Source organism: Lactiplantibacillus fabifermentans DSM 21115, assembly GCF_000498955.2.
Classification (GTDB): domain Bacteria; phylum Bacillota; class Bacilli; order Lactobacillales; family Lactobacillaceae; genus Lactiplantibacillus; species Lactiplantibacillus fabifermentans.
Genome location: NZ_AYGX02000081.1, coordinates 34,438 through 56,738 on the forward strand (window position 1 = coordinate 34,438; position 22,301 = coordinate 56,738).

The 22,301-nt window shown below is 47.1% G+C and carries 17 protein-coding genes and 1 pseudogene; 1 reads left to right on the forward strand and 17 read right to left on the reverse strand.

What is annotated here, in order from left to right; all coding sequences use genetic code 11:
• Positions 1 to 48 precede the first annotated feature (48 nt).
• The 8 genes from DY78_RS07490 to DY78_RS07525 all read right to left on the reverse strand — a co-directional run bounded on the left by DY78_RS07490 (position 49) and on the right by DY78_RS07525 (position 6,006).
• Positions 49 to 1,158 carry a sensor histidine kinase gene (locus DY78_RS07490; protein WP_024624656.1) on the reverse strand — a complete coding sequence of 370 codons (1,110 nt, stop codon included), beginning with the start codon at positions 1,156 to 1,158 and terminating at the stop codon, positions 49 to 51.
• On the reverse strand, positions 1,148 to 1,786 hold the full coding sequence (locus DY78_RS07495; RefSeq protein ID WP_024624657.1) for a response regulator transcription factor: 639 nt from the start codon (positions 1,784 to 1,786) through the stop codon (positions 1,148 to 1,150). Before DY78_RS07495 ends, DY78_RS07490 begins: the two co-directional genes overlap by 11 nt.
• On the reverse strand, positions 1,783 to 1,995 hold the full coding sequence (locus tag DY78_RS07500; protein WP_024624658.1) for a helix-turn-helix transcriptional regulator: 213 nt from the start codon (positions 1,993 to 1,995) through the stop codon (positions 1,783 to 1,785). The genes DY78_RS07495 and DY78_RS07500 overlap by 4 nt, the downstream gene beginning before the upstream one ends.
• Positions 1,996 to 2,240: 245 nt before the next feature.
• Positions 2,241 to 2,750, reverse strand: a complete 510-nt coding sequence (locus DY78_RS07505) for a hypothetical protein (RefSeq protein ID WP_024624659.1) — start codon at positions 2,748 to 2,750, stop codon at positions 2,241 to 2,243.
• Between the two features lie 138 nt (positions 2,751 to 2,888).
• Positions 2,889 to 4,229 carry an MFS transporter gene (locus DY78_RS07510; protein ID WP_024624660.1) on the reverse strand — a complete coding sequence of 447 codons (1,341 nt, stop codon included), beginning with the start codon at positions 4,227 to 4,229 and terminating at the stop codon, positions 2,889 to 2,891.
• Positions 4,230 to 4,351: 122 nt separating this feature from the next.
• The gene (locus DY78_RS07515; RefSeq protein ID WP_024624661.1) at positions 4,352 to 4,759 is read right to left on the reverse strand and encodes a MerR family transcriptional regulator; all 408 of its coding nucleotides are present in this window, start codon (positions 4,757 to 4,759) and stop codon (positions 4,352 to 4,354) included.
• A gap of 11 nt (positions 4,760 to 4,770) precedes the next feature.
• Positions 4,771 to 5,427 carry an NAD(P)H-binding protein gene (locus DY78_RS07520; protein ID WP_024624662.1) on the reverse strand — a complete coding sequence of 219 codons (657 nt, stop codon included), beginning with the start codon at positions 5,425 to 5,427 and terminating at the stop codon, positions 4,771 to 4,773.
• Positions 5,428 to 6,006, reverse strand: a complete 579-nt coding sequence (locus DY78_RS07525; RefSeq protein WP_024624663.1) for a flavodoxin family protein — start codon at positions 6,004 to 6,006, stop codon at positions 5,428 to 5,430.
• Between the two features lie 284 nt (positions 6,007 to 6,290).
• Here DY78_RS07525 and DY78_RS07530 point away from each other — a divergent pair.
• Positions 6,291 to 7,600: pseudogene (locus DY78_RS07530) on the forward strand (MFS transporter).
• Positions 7,601 to 8,014: 414 nt separating this feature from the next.
• Here DY78_RS07530 and DY78_RS07535 read toward each other — a convergent pair.
• The 9 genes from DY78_RS07535 to tuf all read right to left on the reverse strand — a co-directional run bounded on the left by DY78_RS07535 (position 8,015) and on the right by tuf (position 22,279).
• On the reverse strand, positions 8,015 to 8,308 hold the full coding sequence (locus DY78_RS07535; RefSeq protein WP_024624664.1) for a nucleoside triphosphate pyrophosphohydrolase family protein: 294 nt from the start codon (positions 8,306 to 8,308) through the stop codon (positions 8,015 to 8,017).
• 2 nt (positions 8,309 to 8,310) lie between these two features.
• Positions 8,311 to 8,904, reverse strand: coding sequence for a ribosome biogenesis GTP-binding protein YihA/YsxC (gene yihA / locus DY78_RS07540; protein ID WP_024624665.1), 594 nt, complete (start codon positions 8,902 to 8,904; stop codon positions 8,311 to 8,313).
• A gap of 153 nt (positions 8,905 to 9,057) precedes the next feature.
• Positions 9,058 to 10,323 (reverse strand): ATP-dependent Clp protease ATP-binding subunit ClpX, encoded by a 1,266-nt coding sequence (gene clpX, locus DY78_RS07545; RefSeq protein WP_024624666.1) that lies wholly within the window; start codon positions 10,321 to 10,323, stop codon positions 9,058 to 9,060.
• A 360-nt stretch (positions 10,324 to 10,683) separates the two neighbouring features.
• Positions 10,684 to 10,878 carry a hypothetical protein gene (locus DY78_RS07550; protein ID WP_024624667.1) on the reverse strand — a complete coding sequence of 65 codons (195 nt, stop codon included), beginning with the start codon at positions 10,876 to 10,878 and terminating at the stop codon, positions 10,684 to 10,686.
• A gap of 5 nt (positions 10,879 to 10,883) precedes the next feature.
• Positions 10,884 to 12,374 (reverse strand): Mur ligase family protein, encoded by a 1,491-nt coding sequence (locus DY78_RS07555; protein ID WP_024624668.1) that lies wholly within the window; start codon positions 12,372 to 12,374, stop codon positions 10,884 to 10,886.
• Between the two features lie 140 nt (positions 12,375 to 12,514).
• Positions 12,515 to 12,991 (reverse strand): DUF1390 domain-containing protein, encoded by a 477-nt coding sequence (locus DY78_RS07560; RefSeq protein WP_024624669.1) that lies wholly within the window; start codon positions 12,989 to 12,991, stop codon positions 12,515 to 12,517.
• A gap of 19 nt (positions 12,992 to 13,010) precedes the next feature.
• Positions 13,011 to 19,097, reverse strand: a complete 6,087-nt coding sequence (locus DY78_RS07565) for a mucin-binding protein (RefSeq protein ID WP_024624670.1) — start codon at positions 19,095 to 19,097, stop codon at positions 13,011 to 13,013.
• A gap of 424 nt (positions 19,098 to 19,521) precedes the next feature.
• Complete coding sequence (gene tig, locus DY78_RS07570; RefSeq protein WP_024624671.1) at positions 19,522 to 20,841, reverse strand: trigger factor; 1,320 nt, start codon at positions 20,839 to 20,841, stop codon at positions 19,522 to 19,524.
• 250 nt (positions 20,842 to 21,091) lie between these two features.
• A complete protein-coding gene (tuf, locus tag DY78_RS07575) occupies positions 21,092 to 22,279 on the reverse strand; it encodes an elongation factor Tu (RefSeq protein ID WP_024624672.1) in 1,188 nt (395 codons plus the stop codon).
• Positions 22,280 to 22,301 lie beyond the last annotated feature (22 nt).

Sequence of the window (22,301 nt, forward strand, 5' to 3'; positions counted from 1 at the left end):
CGGAATTGCCACCCAGTGCAATTCCTCATTAATTAGACGTGAGATTTCTCATGTATGACGGGGCAACTTAGTCGTGACCGTAAAACCACTCGCACCATCAACGAGCACTTGACCACCTATGTTAGCCGTGCGGTCGACCATCCCAGTTAAGCCTAACCCCGGATGATAATGCGGCGCGCCTTGGCCGTCATTGTGGACCGTCAAGCGAATAAATTGCGGGTAAACCCGCAACGTCGCCGTAACCGTGCGGGCGTCCGCATACTTTAACGTATTGGTCAAAATCTCTTGTAAATTCGCTGCCAATACTTGCCACTGCGCCGGTGCGATCGCCGTCAAGTCGCCACTATATTGTAAATTAGTCTGAATTTGATAGGCATCGGTAAACCGTTGCAAGGTGCCCTGCAACTGGTCAACATTGACCGTTTCGCGTGCTAATTGCTCGGTGTGCAAAATCTGCCGAATGTTTTCGATACCAGCCCGCACGACCGTGGTGGCTTGGTCTAGTAGCTGTTCACCCTGCTGGGCATCGGTACGGTAACTAATTTTAGCTGCTTGTAGTTGCATCAAGCTCCCCGTCAGCTGATGTCCCAGTTCGTCATGAATTTCATGGACTAGCCGTTGTCGCTCGGTAGCGGTCGCTTGCGCTTCACGCGCCGCTGCATTGACGACGCCTTGTTGAAACAGCGCGGTATAATGATTTTTAGCAACGCGCAGTGCGTCGAGCTGGGCTAACAATTTCGCACGCTGTTGGCGTTGCCGATAATTATTCCAGGCTAAGGCCGCCACCGCCAAGCTCCAACCGACATACCACAGCCGCATCGGCGTTGATAAGCCGCCAACACCTAGTAATGTGACCACGGTAAAACTACCCCCGAGCCACCAACGACTAGGTGCTAACGTCATTAAACTCCAGGCAGCTAACGGCAATAACCACCAATTCAGCGAATTGATGACGCTCAGCCCAATTTGAATCATCAACAGGCCCCCACCTAGCCACCAATGGTAGCGGGGCCAACTTAACATCCCCAATTGACCACTAATGAAGAGCAAGCCACTCGCTAATAGCCAGGCAAGCGGCCGAACCGCCTGTTGCTGAATGGCAATACTGATCAAGGCCACCAACGTTGCAACACTAATGATTAGCCGGTTAACAGTCATCACGGTGCACCTGTCCCGTTAAATAATAAATGGCGAGTTGGGTGCGATGACTCAAGTCTAATTTGTGTAAAATCGTCGACAGACTGTTATTGACAGTCCCTTCACTTAAAAACAAGGTTTGCGAAATTTGCTTATTCGTCAGCCCTTGCGCCACCAGTTGTGTCAACTCCTGTTCTCGGGCCGTCAACGCTGATAAGTCGGCGGTCACCGGATGCCGGGTAAGTTGTTGGGCCGCCTTGGTCATCACTGGCGCCGACAACACACTTTGCTGCTGATCAACCGCTTTGATGCCCGCAATGATCTGGTCAGGAGGGGTCGTTTTGAGCAAATAGCCCGCGGCCCCATTTTGAATGCCCTGCACGATATAATCGTCCTCATCAAAGGTCGTTAAAATAATGACTTTCAGTCCCGGTATTTGCACCAGAGTTTTCGTCGCTGTCACCCCGTCCATGCCGGGTAGCCGCACGTCCATCAAAACCACGTCAACCGGTTGATTTTGACAATACTGAATCGCCGCGGGCGCGTCGGCAAACATGCCGACTACCGTAATATCGGCATCGTTATTCAAAATAATTTGTAAGCCACTCGTAATCAGCTGGCTGTCGTCCACTAACAGTGTCTTAATCATACCGTTCCCTCAGTTTCATCTGTCACTTGCCAAAACAACGTGTTCAAGTCCGTCCCCAATGCCGTGGCAATCCCAATGCACAACTGTAAGGTCGGATTATACTTTTGATTTTCAATTAAATTAATCGTCTGCCGGGTCACACCGACTTGACGCCCTAATTGTAATTGTGACCAGCCCGCTGCCAATCGATATTGCCGTACGCGATTCATAAGCACCCCTTCTTATTGCGCTACTAAAACAATCCCTTAGCGTAATTTTCGCTAATCAGTCCACCAGGTAGCCACTACCCACCCCGATGGTCACGAGAAATTATTATCTCAGCCGCTTACCAAGTCTAGTATTACGAGTACCGTGGTAACTGTCAATCATTTATAGTCCGCTGGTAAAGCCAATTAACTTGCAATTGACCAACATTTCATGGTAATCAGCTTTGAATATCGCCATTACCGCGGTTTCAAGCGACTACTTTTAGCCGTATAATCACGCTCGGCACGGTTCCAAGATGGAAAAGAAGACTGACCGTGGCACAAGCCGTGACGAGTTCCGCCGCTGCCCCGTTAGAAAAAGCCATTAATCCGAGTAATAGCGCAATAATGTCAGCGGGCACGACTAAGGCACACCGCAGCACTGCCGTATGCACGACATGTTGATATTCTTGATCATCCGCAACCTCGATAGTTTGGGTAAAACCTTGCCGTTGATAGACGCGGCGATTAAAAATCGACGGTAAACTCGCGGTAAACCACAAAAACATCGTTGTCAAACTCACCGGCCACGCTAAGTGCGTTTGCATTTGACTGTCCGACCATAAACTAATTAATAATGCGATGGAAAACAGCACCCGCAACATGGCGGCCGAAAAAGCCAACTGCTGATTGCGCATTTGTTGTTCCCGTTCATCTAGCCCGGCCTTATAATCATAATCGGCCATCATCGTAATTAACCAAAGTTGCCACCGTTGCATCTTGATTCCCCCATTTGCATATTCATCAGTGTCATATATATCTTACATCCAGAGTATATAACACGTTCTCGCCGAACACAATCAAAAATTGGCAGCAAAAAAGCCAGTGGTAACCGTCCCCACCGACTAATCTTTGAATTATTGATGTTGCCGTTCACCCGGCATAATTAAGAAGATGGCTGCTAATAAAGCAATTAGCAACAATCCGGTCCCAACTAACAACGCGTGTTGAAACCCAATCACTTGAGACTTAAACAGACTTTGAGTCGTCACCAAAATTGATAACCCCACCGAGCCACCGATTTGATGCATGACATTCACGACTCCCGAAGCGGCGCCAGCATCAGCGCCTTGCGTGTGAGCGACCCCCGCTGCCGTAAATGGACTGAGCGCTAGCCCTTGACCAAGACCAATTACGACCATCGGTAACGCAATCCCGAGCCAGTACCCGGTCGCTGGTGTGAAACGACTCATCCAAAACATACCAACTAAGGTTAATCCGATACCCATTACTAGCAAGCCCCCGTTGCCCCACTTAGCGGTTAAACGAGCGACTTGTAGGGCTACGATGAAGTTCACGATAGTCAACGGGAAGAAGGCGACTCCAGCCATTAAAGCACTGAAACCAAGTTGATTTTGCATTAATTGCGGTGTAATGAACCAAAAGCCGAGCATCGCTCCTAAATACAAGAATCGGCCTAAGTACGCCCCAATCCGCTCACGGTCGGTGAACAAGCGTAACGGCATAATCGGCGCGTCACTACGTTTTTCTTGATAAATGAAAACCGCTAAGAATAAGACGGCGATGACGAAGGCTGGTAGTTGGGCCCAAGTGCCCACAATGCTATAAACCAACGCACTCATCCCAATTAATGATGTCAAGGTTCCGAACCAATCCAATTGTCCGCTTTGACCAGCATCAGCAACTAAATGCCGCCGTGACAAGTAGAACATCCAAATACTGATGGGCACATTGATGAAAAAGCCGGCCCGCCAAGTTAACAGGCTCGCAAACACCCCACCAATCACCAAACTCACACTAGCGCCGATGCCGGCCATCGCACCATAATAAGCAATCGCCCGCACGCGGGCTGGACCGGTATACGTATCCATCAAAATGGCTAACGTCGTGGGCGCCAAGATGGCTGAACCAACGCCTTGAAAAGCCCGGGCGGCAATAATCATTGGCGCATTGATGGCCGCGCCGACTAATAAGGAACCTAACCCGAAGATCACCAAACCAACTTCAAAGACCCGCCGCCGACCAAATAAATCCCCCGCGCGGCCTCCCAATAATAAGAACCCGCCAAACGTCAGTGAATAGGCGCTGCTGACCCATGATAAGGTCTGCTGATTCAAACTCAAATCTTGCGCAATTTTGACGGTCCCCGTAAAAATAATCGAATTGTCTAACAAAATCATGAAATAGCTGAATAAGATAATTAATAAAATCCAATCCCAGCGTTTTGCTTTGTTCATTGTTAAATACCTCTTTCTTTCAAGTGAATAAAAGTAGTTTAGACCTTCATCTGCACTTCAAGGCAAGCGAAAAAAGCACTTTTTTTCAAAAAAAACGCCGATTTTTCAATCGACGTTAACAATTATTCCATTTTGTCGACATGCTGCCGTTCTAAGGCCCGTAATTCTTCCTCAGTCGTCACCATGTGATCATAAAAATGATTCAATTTATAATTCAGGTGATCAATCGCCGCCTGTAAGTCATCGCGTTTTTCTTCCATCACGGCTAACTGTGCTTGTAACAACGCCTTTTGTTCCTTAGTATTGTCTTCCTGCGCATCGAACAATTCAATATAGCGCCGTAAACTCTCAATACTCATCCCGGCCGCCCGCATTTGGGTGACAAAGCGAATGCGGCGTAAAATACGCTCATCAATATCGCGGTTACCGACTTCGGTCCGGTCAATTGGTGGAATCAACGACTCTTTTTCATAATACCGAATGGCCGCGGACGAGACCCCCGTTTGCGTGCTGGCTTCTTTAATATTCATGCCAAAACCTCCTAGTAAACTGGCCGGTCTTCACCTTGGGTCGCCGGATCCGCAATCCCAATACTATCGCGATTATACTTGCTAGGGTCCGCAATAAGTTGCAACACCACGTCAGCAATGCTTTGACGCGAACCAGACACGCCGTTGTAGGTTTCTGTCTTAGTCGTCACCACATATTGGACTTCATCGCGGTCATTCAACCACGGTAACCGCAACGTCGTATAATCCAAGCCAGATGCTGCTAATAACTCATCCGACTTACGGGCAGGGGCCATGCCCCCACCAATCATTTCCGCATTCCAGCGGCCAAATTCTCCAGGAACCTCGTTGTATAAGCCGAGTACATTCGTAAATAACACCCGTTGCACATCGTGAGCTTGCATACCCGCAATGACATTATTGGTTAAACGATTTTTCGTATCATGGCCAACGACGGCCACAAACACGATATCTTGCCCGGCAATCGCCGCATCAACGGCCTGCGCATCAGTAATATCACCATCAACTAATGTCACCCGTGCTTGATGTGCCAAATCATTCAACCGACTGGCTTGCCGCAAAAACAACGTTAATTCAACATCTTTAAAAGCGGATTCGTTTAAAATACGTTGTTCGACTAACCGGGCAATTTGCCCATTTGCTGCTAAAATTAGAACTTTTTTACTCATTTATAAAAACTCCTTTGTCTGTTGTAACCAGTGCTTAAAAGCGCCAGTTGTATTTTCTAAATTAATATCATGAATCGTGTAGTTCGGTAAGATCTGCGTACTGTTAGGGGTCAAACGTTGTAGGACCGTTTGGGTATCACCTGCGCCATAACCGGCATTGGTCGAAAACGAGGCGACCGCCTTATTGGCCAGCTGGCTCCCGGCCACTTGTAAAAAGCGCCGCATCGGATTAGCTGGGGTCATCGCCCAAATCGGATGCCCCAACAAAATCAGCTGATATTGCCGTAAATCTGGCAAATCTGTCAGCCGTAATTCCGGCCAAGTCGCTGCTTCGCGTTCCGCCGTTGCCCGACTCACACTAGCCGCATAATTGGCCGGATAAGGATTTTGAACAACCAGTTCATATTCATCAGCACCTAACGTCTGTGCCGCTAATTGTGCTTGTGCTTCGGTATTACCACTCCGCGAAAAATAAATCACTAACGTCGTGGCAGCCGGCGTCAAGCGTCGCACCGGCATCTGATTTTGATTCGTGTCAGCCCCATCCGAACGGGCCCCACGACCTTTTGGTAACGTCATTTGAACACCTACTTTCCAACTCAATGACCATACTTTAAACCTTAAAGCGCACTTCAAGGCAAGCTGAAAGTTCAAAAAAATGCCTTTTATTTTTAAACGATGCTTTTAGTCCGTCGCCTCACCGCCAGTGCACCGGTTGCACGAATTGCTTGGGTTTATCATGGGACAAAAATTTTCACTGACATTTTAAAATCTTTTCTGTTAAGCTAATCAAGCAAACAGCAGCATTCTTGAGCGCTCAGGTCTACCACTGTTTATTTAATGACGTCAAAATAGGAGAAATCATGAAATCTGAACAAGTTTTAACTACTGCCAGCGTCCCCGTGTCACATCCCAGATTGATTCTGTTAGGTTTGATGCTGGGCTCGTTTGTCGGCATGTTTTCAGAAACAGCGCTCAATATTGCCTTACCTTCGTTGATGCAAGCCTTTTCAATTTCACAAAGTACGGTTCAATGGCTCATCACCGGTTATATGCTCATCATCGGAATTTGCATGCCAATGACCAGCTTATTGACCCGCTGGCGCTCAACTAAACAAATCATTGCCTTTGCGCTGAGTACCTTCATTGTGGGCGCATTAATTTCGGCGCTTGGTCCAAATTTCACGATGGTCTTGCTCGGTCGGATGATTCAAGGCGTTGGGACCGGTTTAATTTTACCAATGATGTTTTCAATTGCGATGCAAATCTTTCCCGCCCATAAATTAGGCACGGTTATGGGGTTAGCCTCACTGGTAATCATGTTAGCCCCCGTGTTAGGACCGACTGTGACCGGACTGATACTGTCAATTGCCTCTTGGCGACTGATTTTTTGGCTATTTATTCCAGTACTCATAATTGCGTTGCTATTATGTACTTTGACCATGGAAAATATTTACGAGCAGACTCATATCCCAATCGATTGGTGGTCCATCATCGCTTCGGCCATCGGGTTTAGTGGCATTGTCATCGGCTCATCGCTAGCTGCCAAATACGGCTGGCTTGCTAGCAGAGTATTAGTAACGCTGATTATCGGTATTGTCATGCTCGGAACCTACGCGCACCGACAACTCCAATCGCCCCGGCCCATGCTGGACTTACGCGTTTTTGCTAAGCGGCCATTCACGCTTGGCACAATCTTAGTGATGCTCGACTTTGGGGTGATTCTCGCAACCATGTATTTACTGCCATTGTATTTACGCAATGGTTTAGGCTTACCGGTTGCTCTCACTGGCTTAGTCATGCTACCTGGGGGTGTCGCCAATGCAATTACCGCGGCCATTGCCGGCCGACTTTATGATACTCATGGGGCCAAATGGTTAACCCGTGGCGGATTTTTGTTAATTCTAATCGGCGTATTCATACTACTCTCGGCGAATACGCATAGTACCATCAGTCACGTCATCATCGGGCACATCACGATTTTGACAGGGGCTCAACTTGTATCATCGTCGGCGCCCTCGCCACTGCGATTGCCACAAGTTTGATGGCCAAGCAAAACCAATTCATGGCCGGTATCCACGCTGGCTTTTGGTTTATTGGCTTGCTGGCAGTCATCGGCTTGGTACTGGCTTTGATGATCCAAAATCCTAGCAAAGCAACATTTTCAAAATAATTTATCCGATCCCAGCGATGCGTAATTCGCTGGGATTTTCTGCTATTGAGAGCTGTGGTTAATTTAAAGGTGACTAGCTAACACAACTACTAGTGCGCCTTTTATGCCGGCAATAGAACGAATTAGGAAGTTATTGAAACAAGTACGTGTGCCATAACTCTGTTCAACTGAGTAGGCACCGTCACATTTTGCCAACGCGCATTTCAAGTAGAAACCCATTTTTATAAAATTTGTTATAAATAAAAAATCACACCTAAATTTGAGTTCTAGGGCTCGCTTTTAGGTGTGATTTATATTTTGATATACTTCATAAATATGTGAGGTGGCGTAACTTAATCAAAACTGATCAAATTACCAACCGCCACGCTAATAGTCAGCACCGCTGAACTAGCGGCCCACTATCCGACATATCGCTTAGCCTTTTTTACCGTTAGGGTATTTTTGGTTAAGTTTGGCGATATTTTGTTGGGCAACTTCATCAAAAGGAATATCAGCCCATTCAGCAACTTGGGAAAGATACCATAACACGTCACCCATTTGCTTGGTGAGTTGGTCCTTATTCAAGCTTTCACCATGGAAGGTGTATTTCTTAACTAAATCGATGACTTGTCCAGATTCTGAAGCTAAGCCCAATGACAAGTTCGTTAATACTTGTTCATTCCCATAAAGGGTCCGATTTGCTAAGGATTGATATTCGTTAAATTCCAATGTTATTTGCCCCCTACTGTATGTGCTTCAATCCATTGCCAAACGGCGTCCTTACCTTCCTTAGTCTTGGCAGAAAAGGCGATAAAGTCATCGTTGGCTTGGAAATTCAAAGTCTTTTTTATTAAGCTTTCTTGCTTATTCCACTTACCGCGTGGAATTTTGTCACTCTTAGTTGCCACGACCAGTAATGGCATGTGGTAATACCGCATCCATTCGTACATCGCCACATCATCTTTGGTAGGAGCGTGCCGAGCGTCCACTAAAATAATGACGCCACGCAAGGTATCTCGGCTCGTTAAATAAGTTTCGATCATTTGGCCCCACTTTTCGCGGTCCTTTTTCGAAACTTTCGCATAACCATAACCTGGCACGTCGACAAAATACAGCTGTTCTTCCACCTTGTAAAAGTTCAAGGTTTGCGTTTTGCCCGGCTGACTCGACGTCCGCGCATAGCTATTACGATTGATCAACACGTTAATAAGTGACGATTTACCAACATTGGAACGACCCGCTAACCCAATTTCAGGATACCCCGTCGTTGGGTATTGGCTTGGCGCCACGGCGCTCATCACTAGTTCGACGTTATGCACTTCCATCTAAATAACTCCCTCTTAATCATATAGTCTTTGTCCATTCTAACACACTTGCCAATCATAACTAGCGGTGTAAAATGATGCAAACAGCACACAGGACCGCGATAAACTTACGCCACCGCGGCCCTGAATTGCCACTAAATAATTTTTAGTTTTTTATGATGCTTTTTGATCTTCTAACACTAATTCAGGTTCGGCATGATCTTCAACCGTCGCCTGATTAATGATAACTTTTTTGACATCATTACGACTTGGAATATCAAACATGATATCACGCATCGTATCTTCAATAATTGACCGCAAACCCCGGGCACCGGTATTACGAGCTAAAGCTTCTTGGGCAATCGCGCGCAAGGCGTCATCCTTGAAATCAAGTTCCGCGCCATCTAAAGCGATTAAGCGTTGATATTGTTTAACTAAAGCATTCTTTGGTTCGGTTAAAATCCGTACCAAATCGTCTTCCGTCAAACGTTCCAAGGCCGTCAAGATTGGTAACCGGCCGATGAATTCAGGAATTAACCCGAATTGTAACAAGTCTTCTGGAACCACTTGTTGCATCAAGCTCTTCGAGTCATCTAAGACGGCATTCTTACCATCAGTATCTGTCCCGAAGCCGATTGTCTTATCACCTAAGCGACGCCGGACAATATCTTCGATACCGTCAAAGGCCCCACCAACGATAAATAAGATGTTGGTTGTGTCAATTTGAATAAATTCTTGTTGGGGATGCTTCCGACCACCCTGCGGCGGCACATTAGCAATCGTGCCTTCCAAGATTTTAAGGAGGGCTTGTTGGACCCCTTCACCAGAAACGTCCCGGGTAATCGAAACGTTTTCGCTCTTCTTGGCGATCTTATCAATTTCATCAATGTAGATGATACCCTTTTCGGCACGTTCCACATCGTAATCCGCATTTTGTAAAAGTTTTAGCAAAATGTTTTCAACGTCTTCACCAACATAACCCGCTTCAGTTAAGGTCGTGGCATCCGCAATCGCAAATGGCACATCTAAAATCCGGGCTAAGCTTTGGGCTAAGAACGTCTTCCCTGAACCAGTTGGACCAACTAGGCTGATATTACTCTTTTGTAATTCAGGACCGTTGTTGTCTTCTTGGTCACTTTCAGTCATGGCTTTTACCCGCTTGTAGTGGTTATATACCGCTACTGATAAAGTGCGCTTGGCTTCATTTTGGCCGATAACATATTGGTCCAATTCGTCTACAATTTCCTTCGGCGTTGGAATATCCGTTAATTCGTGTGATTGTTCTTCACTAAATTCTTCATCGATAATTTCTTTACATAAATCGATGCATTCATTACAGATATAAACGCCGGGGCCGGCAACAATTTTCTTAACTTGATCTTGTGATTTACCACAAAATGAACAGTTAACTGGGCCGTTTGTCTCGGTATTTTCAAACATTCATTCTCACCTCATCGATGTATTTACATGGATTAATCATAACAGAAAACCGGTGCTAAAACCAGCATTGCCCCGGTTGCTTCGTCCATTACTATAACATGCAGACCGTAAAACTCGAAACGATTTGTCTATAAACTTACCAACACTCATCAAAACACGCGCGGCTAATAACTGACCATAACGCTAACCGCCATGCCGACCAGTCTTGACATCGCCAGCGGTCTCGGACTGATTTTTATAACTGCCACCTAATCGCATTGATGCAGATAAATAGCCGTCACCATTTTGAGTGACGACTATTTTTCGTGCTATTCGCATCAAAAGCCCGGCCGCAAGCCGCCTTCATCAAGCCGCCCGGGGTTATTTTTCCCACGGGTATTTGCCATTTTCATCTTTGGGCGTTTTGGCCATGAGACGTTCAGTCCCCTTGTCAATCCGTTTACGCGTCTTTTTGCGATGGCGATAACGCATAAAAATAACTAAGCCGCCGAGCACGAGATAAATAACGAGACGGATTGCCATTTTTAAACTACCGTAAATTGTGAGTAGTAGCATTTAGCTTAAACCTCCGAGGTGGCGTGTAAGAGTTTCTCCGGTAATGTCCATAAGTCTGAGCCATATTTACGACCATCCGACGACTTGATAATGACTAACGAGTCGTTCGGTAAGTCGTCAATGGCCGCTTGCACTGGCGCTAATTCCTGATAAAATCCGGTTTTGAGTTGTGGTTGCACCGCATCAACGAGTGGCTTGATGGCGTCGTCACGATAACCAATCAACGCATCGACGTGACTCGTTAACAGGGGGTCTTTAAACCGCAAATTATACGCGGCCGCATCTTCCCCTAAGTCTTCACCCGTTTCCATCACGAGCACTTTTTGACCAGCGTAAAATTGGCCCCGAGCTTTGAAGACTGAGATCACATTATTCACTGAATGTAACGTTGAGCCGTGGGTGTCATCGACAATCGTTACTTTACCATGGCTAGTTGGAATTTCATAAAATTTCAACTCACTATTGAGCGCTTCAAAATTCATAAATAAATTAGTGACGTCCGGTAATGGTAACCCGAGCGATTTAAGCGTTAAACATGCCGCTAATAAATCTAAAATGACCCCTTTACCGGGCATCGATAAGTTGGCGGTCACCGTTTCGCCGAGAATCGCCATCGTCACGGCGGTATGGTCACGGAAATCTTCCGTCTTGACGACATATGCATCGGCATGTTGATCTGCGTAACTGTAGGCATACAAATGGTCAGTATGTTGGTGCGCAACGTCAACTAAGTAGCGATACACCCGCGGTTCCATATCATAATTTAAAATGGCGCGGCCCGTCGCCGGCATCTCGTCAAAGATGCGCGATTTGCGTTCAGCTAAAAACATCAACGGATCGTCGACATTACTCAATTCCGCTAAATGGGCGCCACCAACTTGCGTAATAATGGCCGCATCGGCCGCATAGTAGCGCGCCGTCACGCCTTGCCGACCATCGCGGTTGTTCAAGGCGTTGATTGAGATTTCCGCCACTAAGTCGTCCGGATTTTGTAAAGTAGTTGCTAACAGTGGAATCACCACTTGGCGCACATTTTCATTACCAATATTAGTATTCACGTGGCGTTTTAACGCCCGCAATAATTCGACGGTCATTAAACGAGTCGTCGATTTACCAACGGAACCCGTAATCGCAATTACGTTGCCATCATAAAGCTGGCGACTGTAGCTCGCGGCTGCTTTATAAAACTCCCACGCGTTAGGCACGATGAATTGCGGTAACTCGTCTTTTAATTCAGGAATCGGGGTTTCGGTAATCAACAAACTGAGTTGCGCTTGATGCTGCCGCACCCAAGCGACTAAATCAAAACTATCACTGTATTGTTGCGCATGTAAGAATTGCCGCCGCTTGGCATTCAAATACACAAAGGCGCCATGACCATGCGTTTGTCTAAAATGCACTTGCTTATGCCCAAAACAGTCGACGATCAAATCCGTCGGCACTTGCGGATAAAACTTGCCGTCAAAGCGGCGAAAATCACGTTCATCTAATTTCATACTTCTCAAGCCTCCGAGTGCAAAAATTGTCAGTCTATTTATACCATAAACTATTACTGATGTCTAACAAAGGCAAACGCTAAAAAAGGTCGGCGAAAATCGTTAAATTTTCACCGACCTTTTAGCGATTCGTCACCGACTTACTGCTGGTTGGCCGCTAAATAGCGTTGCTCGTAAGCACGGCGCGCCGCCACCGCATCTTCAAAGTGCACAAACTGTTTGTTCAACAAGTACTGGCCTTTGTAATAGAAATGGGCGACCCACCGTTGATTACTTTTGTTCCAACTCACCCCAATCACCCCGCTCTTATTCCGTTTGGATTTAATTCGCGAAGGTAAATCAGTATGATGATTTTGAATCCCTAAGTTGCTGGAATGCCCCATGCTCGCCCGGGTTTTCGGATTATGCCGAATCACTTCGGCACTCTTTTCGCGCGCCCAGCAACCACAGCTTTTCACCTTGCCATGCCGTAATGCATAAGAATCCGCGACCGTCTGCCGGCCACAACGACACTGACACAACCACTGCGCATTGCCGTTCAGCGGGTTGCATGCCACTTTTTTCAGCACGGTCAAGCGCCCAAACGTCTGCTGTGTTAAATCAATTGCTCTCGTCATGAATGCTCACTTCCCTAGTTTATTCATGGCGTTTGCGGGTGACCAACCCGAAGCCGGCTAATAAGCTAGCTAATGATAAGCCCACCAATTCGGCTACGAGACTCGCCTGATGATTGTCATTAGTTTGTGGTAAGGTCTTCGCAGTTGCGGATGGCGCTGACTTAGTTGGTGTCGCCAAATCATTGCGACTCGTTTTGACCGGCGCTGCGAGTTTCCGCGGTGAAGCCTTCGTCGGCGTGATTAAATCATTTTGGCTCGTCTTGACCATCGTTGCTAGTTGCGGGTGCGAAACCGGCGTTTGACCGGCACTCGGCTTAGTTGCGGGCGTCGTTGGTTGACCAACAATCGGTTTAGTTGCCGGTGTCGTCGGTTGACCAGCACCCGGTTTAGTTGCGGGTGTCGTTGGTTGGCCAACGGGTTGGCCGACTTTTTGATAAACCAACGTTTGAGCATCATCTTGACTCGTCGCATTGACGGTCACCGCCGTCGTAGCAGATGTTTCCGCTGTGTAGCCGGTAATATTTGGCGCCTCAATGCTAGTAAAGGTAGTGCCCGTAACTGGTTGCCAAGCACTATACGTGGCGATTCCCGTCACTTTGTCAACGATGCCGGAACGACTAAATGTCAGTTGCCGGCTAGTCGCTGGTTGCAAGGTAGCACCTTGTTGATCTTGATAGTTAATCGTTTGGGTCACAACGCGGGTTAATTGCGCTGCATCGGTTACCGCGGTCTTGCCATGCACGAGGTAAACCGAATAGGCCGCAACTTGCCCTGCTTGTTGGAAGACTGCCCCATCAGTCGGGAACGTATCTTTCATTAAGACATAGCCAGCCGCCGTATACTGCGCAATCGTGGTGCCAGTTCGATAAGCGGTCGGTTCCGCAAACAATCCGGTTAACGTTTGGGTCTTCAAAACTTGATCATTCGTCGCATCAATATAAGTAACTGTCGCTTGTTCGGCATCAGCTTGGTACGCAACCGTTACTTGGGTGTCGGCATCATTGCCGGTGACCGACTGCGCGGCGACCGCAGTAGTCGCCGTATAACCGGTAACTTTAGGTGAGGTTACTTGCGCATACGTCCCCGTTGGTGTCTCGCTGCCAGCGACCGTCCAAGCCCCATAGGTCACCTGACCCGTGACATTATCAACGACAGCTGTCCGTTCAAAGGTCACCGTTTGCGTGACTGCTGGGACGTCCATATTCGTATAAGTGATGACGCGTTTAACTTGTTTCGTCAACGCTTGGGCATCCGTTCCAGCTGGATATTTTGGTCCCGTCGGATTATCCGGATCAATCGGGGTATTCGGCACACCAGGTTGATTCTCTGAAATGGCGGTAATTTGGTGACCCAAGTAGACGACATAATTAACTGGCTGACCATCCGTCGTGAACTGAATGTCCGTAGTCGGAATCGTGGATGTTACGAACCGATAACCAGCTGCAACATATTTGGCAATCGTTGGTTGGGCGGTATAAGAACTCGCCGTGCCAAAGTCACCGGTCACCGTTACCACGTCACCAAGTGCTTGATTAGTAGTCGTGTCAACAAAGGTGACCGTGGCCGTTTCTGAATTAGCCGTATATAAGACATTAATCGTCTGGTCGTCATCAGTTGGCAGCACCGTCGTATCCGCATTAACTAACTTTTGGGTGGTCGTGTAACCAGTTAACGTTGGTGACAGTACCGCCGAGTAAGTCCCGGTTTTAGCAGCGCTATCACGCGTCGTCCAAGTCGTATAAGTCACGGCCCCAGTCACTTCATCAATGGTCGCCGTCCGCGTAAAGGTCACCGTTTGCGTCGTCGCTGGCGCCGCAGTAGTGGCATCCGCATAACGATAATTAATCGTTCGTGTAATCGTCTTCGTCAAATCAGCGGCCGTCGTCCCGGTTGGATATTTAGGACCAGTCGGATTGTTCGCATCGATTGGTTGGCCAGGCGTTCCGGGAGTATCAACACTCACACTTGCCGTGGCATGGGCCAGCTTAATGAGATAAGCCGTCTCGACGCCATCTTGATTAAAGACGATTCCCGTTGCCGGTACGGTCGAACTAGCCAGTTGATAACCTGCTTGCACATATTTATCAATAGTCGCTTGCGGGCTATAAGGGCTCGTTTCACCATAGGTCCCAGTTAACGGAATTTTAGCAAGTTGTTGGTCGGTCGTGGTATCAATGAAGGTCACCGTCGCCGCTTCAGCATTCGCCGCATACGTCACCGTGACAGTCACTGCCGGACTGGTCACCGTTACTGGCGCGCTGGCGACTTGGGCTTGGTCCGCCGTGTATCCAGTAATGGTTGGTGAAACCACCGTCGCAAAATTTCCTTGAGCATCGCCAGCAGTCGTTTGCCAAGCGGTATACGTCACCACGCCCGTGACATCATCAATCGTCGCCGTGCGGTCAAACGTGACCGTTTGCAAAGCCGTGGCGGCTGCGGCGCCTTTAGTCGTATCCGCGTATTGATAATTAATCGTCCGCGTAACCGCCGTGGTCAATGATTCGGCCGCGGTGCCAGCGGGATATTTTGGTCCCGTGGGATTATCCGGATCAATCGGTTGGCCGGGCGTCCCGGGATGGTCGCTATCGACGGTCGTTAGATGATGCGATAACGTCACCGTATAGGCTTTGACGCTGCCATCTTCATCGAAGACAATCCCCGTGGTTGGCACATCCGAATGATCTAATTGGTAGCCAGCTGCTAAATAAGTCGCCAACGTCGTTTGTGGTGAATAAGTACTGGTCGATGCATACGCCCCGCTAATCGTCGTCGGGGTCCCCAACGTTTCACCAGTGGTCGCATCAGCAAACGTGATGGTGGCTGTTTCTAAATTAGGCGTATAAGTTACCGTCACGGTACTGTCAGGCGTATCTTCAGCAACTGTGGCCGCGGCAACACTAGTCTTATCGGCCGTATAACCAGTCACGCTTGGTGAAGTGACCGCCGCAAAGGTTCCTGTATCAGTCGTCCAAGCACCGTAAGTCACGGTACCGCTAACTTCATCAATCGTCGCCGTGCGCGTGAAGATGACATTTTGCGTCACCGCTGCCGAGACTGATTGACCCGTGGTGGCGTAAACATAATCAATCGTCCGTGTCCTAGTCGATTTAAGCGCAGATACCGCCGTACCGTCGGGATATTTTGGTCCATTGGGATTGGTCGCATCAATCGGTTCACCGGGAGTTCCCGGATGATCAACATCCACCGTCATGGTTTGATGCGTTAAGTTGACTTGATAACTTTGACTAGTGCCATCCGTCGTGTAACTAATCCCCGTACTAGGAATAGTTGAACTAACGAGTTGATAGCCCGCTTTTTCATAGTCGGTAATCGTGGTCGCAGCATTATAAGCATCCGTCGTTCCGTATTGACCACTCAACGCAATCGTCTTTAAGGTTTGTTGGGTCGTTTCGTCGAAATAAGTGACCGTCGCCTTTTCGGTGTTAGCCAAGTAGACGTACTTGACGACGCCACCCGTCCCACTTAACGTGCCATTCGCCGCCAAACCGGTATTGTCGCTCGCTAACGTATAACCCGTTTTTGGTAATGGGGTCGTCGTATAGCTTAAATAATCACTTGCGGTCGCGTCGGTATCATGACTCGCCGTCCCCGTCGCGGTCGCTACCGTGACGAGCTGGCCGGATGCATCCAAATAATCATAATCGTATTCGACAGTGACATCGCCAATCGTTAAAGTTCCGGGGACCACCGTAATGACATAATTCTTATCAACGGCATCGGTTTTATCATAAGTCGCGGTAACTGTCTGACTCCCAACCGTCGCCAAACCATCCGTCAAGGTATAATTTAACGTCTCGCCATTGACGGTCCCCGTTACGGTCGCCGTTAAGTTTTTAGTCGTCCCATCGACCCAGTAAGTTTGACTAGGAATTGTAATCGTCGCGGCCGCGGGTTCAATAGTCAATGTGCCATCAACGTAAGTGATTTGATAATTACTCGTTGCGGCCGTAGTCGTGCCGGTCATCGTATATGACCCCGCGTCCGTGTATGTAGTTGTCGCATCATCGGCTTTAGCAACCGCCTTGAAAGTTAAATTATCATAATTAGTCCCACTCGTCACTGTCGCCGTGGTTTCGTGAGCCTGACCATCATACGTTACGGTGGCATCGGCCGTGGTGACCGTTAATGGCGCCTGTTCAATGACCAGCGTGCCATCGGTTGACGTTACCGTATAATTTTTAGCTAAAATGGCGGCCTCATCCGCATCTAATACCGTCGCCGTCATCTCATAAGTCCCAGCATTCGTATAAGCTTGCGTGGTTTGGTCAGCTTGTGCGACGGCCGTAAAAGTTAAATCATCATAATTAGTCCCGTTCTTGACGCTGACCGTGGTCCCGTGCGCAGTACCATCGTAGACCACCGTGGTCGCATTCGCTTGAACGCTCAATGGCGCCTTATCAACCGTATAGGACGTGGTGATGGCCAAATTGTTATCCGCATCATAACCCACTAAAGTATAATTTTGACCAATCATATTTTGAAGCGCGGTAACCCCGTCGGCATTTAGCTTCACGGTGTAAGTGCCAGCATCTTGAATAGTTGTCAGATTACCAGCCGCATCAAAAATATCAAAGTCATCCGCCGTTAGTCCCATATCGCCTGCTTTAACGTTCAGATTTACCGCCACCAAGACTTTACCAGTGGCACTTTCCATAAAGACTTTTTCTTTTTGATAAGTAAACATATTTATCCCTGGCAAAAAGGACACTGCTTGCTTATTATACTGTTGTTCACCCCCGCCCACTACGATGGTATCGCTATTCACGGATTTGCCAAGTTGGATGGCGACCGGCGTCACGACAAATTCGAAACTATAAGTACCGGAAAAACTCGCATCCGTTGGCAAATATGAATATTGGTCAGTCGTAGCCGCAAAACTAGAATCTTGCAGCGCACTGCCTTTTTCCAATTCAGCTTTACCATCATCTGACAAGCTCAAGTTATACGTCCCAGCGTTTAAGGTTGCACTTAAATCGACGTTTGAAATATCGACTGTCGTTCCCGCCTCGTCCGTATAAGTTCCCACAAAGTCATCGTTCGGATCACCATATGAAAATAGCGCATACAACAAATTGACTTTATTGTCATTAACATCGTATAAATAATCGCCATTGGCATTCTTCGCATACATGGCAATATCCGGATCACCACTAGCCACCGTATAAGTGGGGCCACTAATAACGTTAGCGAGTTGGGACGTCGCTTTGATGAGCTCGTCATACGGAAAACTAATCGTACCGGTAGTTACAAATTCAACCGTATTCGTGGCGGTGGCTCGTAGTAAGCTTGCCCGCTTTTGCTTAGTAGCCACAACTGCCGCCATCGCAGTTTGAGCCGTCGTTAACGCCAGCGGAGTCGTGGTCGTTTGTAATGACGTGGTCGTCGCATCCACACTGTCAGTCGTCATCGAAGCATCAACGGTGACCGTTGCCGGGTTAGCTTGACGATCGTCAGTAATTTGATTATTAGTAGCTTGATTATCAGTCGTGGCCGCACTCACAACCGGAGTTGCCACCGTACTGGTCGTCGAGCCACTACTTGTTACTGTGGCTTCCGGCTTGGTCGTGCTACTGCTACTCGTAGTGCTAGCGGTTACCTCGGTGCTAGCTTGGCTACTACTACTAGTCGCACTGGTCGGGGCCACACTAGCTGTCGAGGTTGTCGAGGTGGTTGCAACAGCGACTTTAGTACCAGTACTGGACGTTGCCGAAGCGGCCGTGGTAGTGTCACCGCTAGCGGCGCTGCTCGTTTGCGTTGCTTTGGTCGTCGCGGTGGCGGTACCTGCGTCACTAGCAACTGCCGACGTACTGCTACTCGATTGACTCGTCGATGTCGACGTACTGCTATTTTTCAAAACGACCGTTTGACCACTAGTCACCGATGCGGCGCTGCTGACACTCGAACTACTGTCAGCATCCGTTGCCCCACTTGCCGTCGCCGCTTTCACTTGATCAAGTTGGGTAAACGTTAAGCCCAATCCTAATGAAAATAAAGTGATGCCGGCCGTAACCCAATTTCTCCCGGACTTATAAAGTTTGTAATGCGTCTTACCCTCAATACCATATTTCCGATAGTCCCTACTCATAACAATGCCTCCAAAATTAACCCTAATTAACTTTTGCAATGTTAGTTACGATTCTTTATTAATAACGGTTGCTGCTGAAAAGTATAACTACTACTCAATTCAGCCCCTTAATCATAAGTATATGGTCAGACTTTTTTAAATAACAAGCTAATCGCCAATAAAAAATTGATTAAGGGCCAAGTTCAATTGATGCTGGAAGTTATTAATAGTATGAATGTTTATTCGGCTTTAAGCATCGCCTAAAAATGTCCCGATGAGCAGTTAGTTTGCTTGCTCATCGGGACAGTCGAAATCAGATTGGCTGACAACTTCAGCCGGGATGGCATTGCTTATTCAGCGGCGCGTCCCAAGTAAAAAAAGCCCGAATACCGGCAACCGGTATTCGGGCTAAACGTGATCGTCTCTCACGTGCTAATCGTTAAAATTAGTCTTTGTCGTCATCTTTTTTGTCGTCAGCTTTAGCAGTTTGCTTAGCTGAGTTGGCAATCAAATCAACGGCTTGGCGGATTGCAATGTCATGTGACAACATGTCATCAGTTAAAGCACCGCGAACAGCACTTTCTTCCATGTTGTATTGACCAGCTAAGTCCTTAACTTCAGCATCAATTTCATCCTTAGATGGTTTGATGTTTTCAGCTTCAACGACGGCTTCTAAGACTAAGTTAGTCTTAACACGACGATCAGCATCAGCAGCAAATTGCTTGTGCAAATCTTCTTCGCTCGTCCCAGTTAATTGGTAATAAGTCTTAGGGTCGATACCTTGTTGTTGCATGTTAGCCAAGTATTGGTCCATTTGACGATGAATGTCGTCTTCTTTCATGGCATCAGGAATTGCTTGGATTTCGGCATTGTCAACAGCTTGGTTTAAAGCTTCGTCTTCAATGGCGTCATGGGCAGCATTTTCCTTTTGTTCTTTAAGTTCATCCTTGATCTTTGCCTTCAATTCTTCAAGGGTGTCAACATCTTCGTCAACGTCCTTAGCGAATTCGTCGTCTAATTCAGGGAGTTCCTTAGTCTTAACTTCGTGAACCGTAACCTTGAAAGTAGCTTCCTTGTCTTGTAAATCTTCAGCTTGGTAATCTTTAGGGAAAGTTACCACAACATCTTTTTCTTCGCCAGCTTTAACACCAACTAATTGGTCTTCGAAGCCAGGGATGAATGAGTTTGAGCCCAATTCAAGGGAGTAGTTTTCTGATTCGCCGCCTTCAAATGGTTCGCCATCGACGAAACCTTTGAAGTCAATAACAACCGTGTCGCCATTTTCAGCCGGTTGGTCTTCTTTCAAGACTAATTCAGCTTGCTTTTCGCGACGTGATTCTAATTCAGCGTCAACGTCCTTAGCGTAAACCCGCGTGTTTTGACGCGTTACACTAAGTTCCTTGTAGTCGCCTAACTTAACGTCTGGCTTAACGGTAACAACCGCTTTTAATACCCAAGGTTGGTCTTTTTCCATGCTGTCAACGTCGATTTGAGGTTGATCAACTGGTTCGATTTCAGTTTCTTTAATCGCTTCTTCGTATGCTTCTGGGAGCACGATGTTCAAAGCATCTTGGTATAATGCTTCTTCACCATACATTTGATTGAAGATTTGACGAGGAACCTTACCCTTACGGAAACCAGGTACGTTTAAGTTTTTCTTAGTCCGTTGGAAGGCTTTGTCGATTCCTTCTTTGATCTTGTCAGCACCAATTTCGAATGTTAATTCGCCTTGGTTGCCTTCTTTCTTTTCCCACTTTGCAGCCATTGTATTCCCTCCGAAACATTAATATTTTCTACAATTCTAGTCAATTGCATACTTGTTAAGTTTAACCTATCGCTTTCATAAAGTAAACCAAATCAGTTAAAAAAGCGCGCGATAAGGCCTTTTATTATCAATTTTATATAATTTTAGCGGCCAACTTTTCGTATACCACTGGCAAGAATGACTTTAAAAAAAGAGACTCGGAAGAAATCTTCCAAGTCTCTTAAATGAATCAATGAAAATCAGTTAGAGATTAGTCATCAATTTCTGAAACAACACCGGCACCGACAGTATGACCACCTTCACGAACCGTGAACTTGGTACCCTTTTCGATGGCAGCTGGTTGAATCAATTCAACAGTGAATGTAACGTTATCACCAGGCATAACCATTTCAACACCGTCTGGCAATTCGATAACACCAGTGATATCAGTGGTGTGGAAGTAGAATTGTGGACGATAGTTTGAGAAGAATGGCGTATGACGGCCACCTTCTTCTTTGCTCAAGATATAAACTTCACCCTTGAACTTCTTGTGAGTTTGGATTGAACCTGGTTGTGCAAGCACTTGGCCACGGACAACTTGTTCGCGGTTAACACCACGTAACAAAGCACCAACGTTATCGCCGGCTTCACCTAAGTCAAGTGTCTTACGGAACATTTCAAGACCAGTAACAGTTGACTTCAAAACGTCGTCATGTAAACCAACGATTTCAACTTCGTCACCGACTTTAACAACCCCACGGTCGATACGGCCTGAAGCAACCGTACCACGACCAGTGATTGAGAAGACATCTTCAACAGGCATTAAGAAAGGCTTGTCAGTATCACGAACTGGAGTTGGGATATATTCATCAACAACATCCATTAAGTGTAAGATAACCTTTTCTTGTTCTGGATCGCCTTCAAGAGCCTTGAGAGCTGAACCACGGACAACAGGAATATCGTCACCAGGGAAATCGTATTCTGAAAGTAATTCACGAACTTCCATTTCAACTAAGTCAACTAATTCGTCATCATCAACAAGATCAGTCTTGTTCAAGAAAACAACGATGTAGTCAACACCAACTTGGCGAGCCAAGAGGATGTGTTCACGCGTTTGTGGCATAGGACCATCAGTTGCGGCAACAACTAAGATCGCACCGTCCATTTGAGCGGCACCAGTGATCATGTTCTTAACGTAGTCAGCATGTCCTGGGGCATCGATATGAGCGTAATGACGCTTTTCCGTTTCGTATTCAACGTGGGCAGTGTTGATAGTAATACCACGTTCACGTTCTTCAGGAGCGGCATCAATTGAAGCGAAATCTTGAGCTTGTGCTAAGCCCTTTTCAGATAACACTTTAGTGATTGCAGCTGTCAAAGTAGTCTTCCCATGGTCAACGTGGCCAATAGTACCAATGTTTACATGGGGTTTTGTTCTTTCATAATGTTCTTTTGCCATTAATGAAACCTCCTGTGATTTT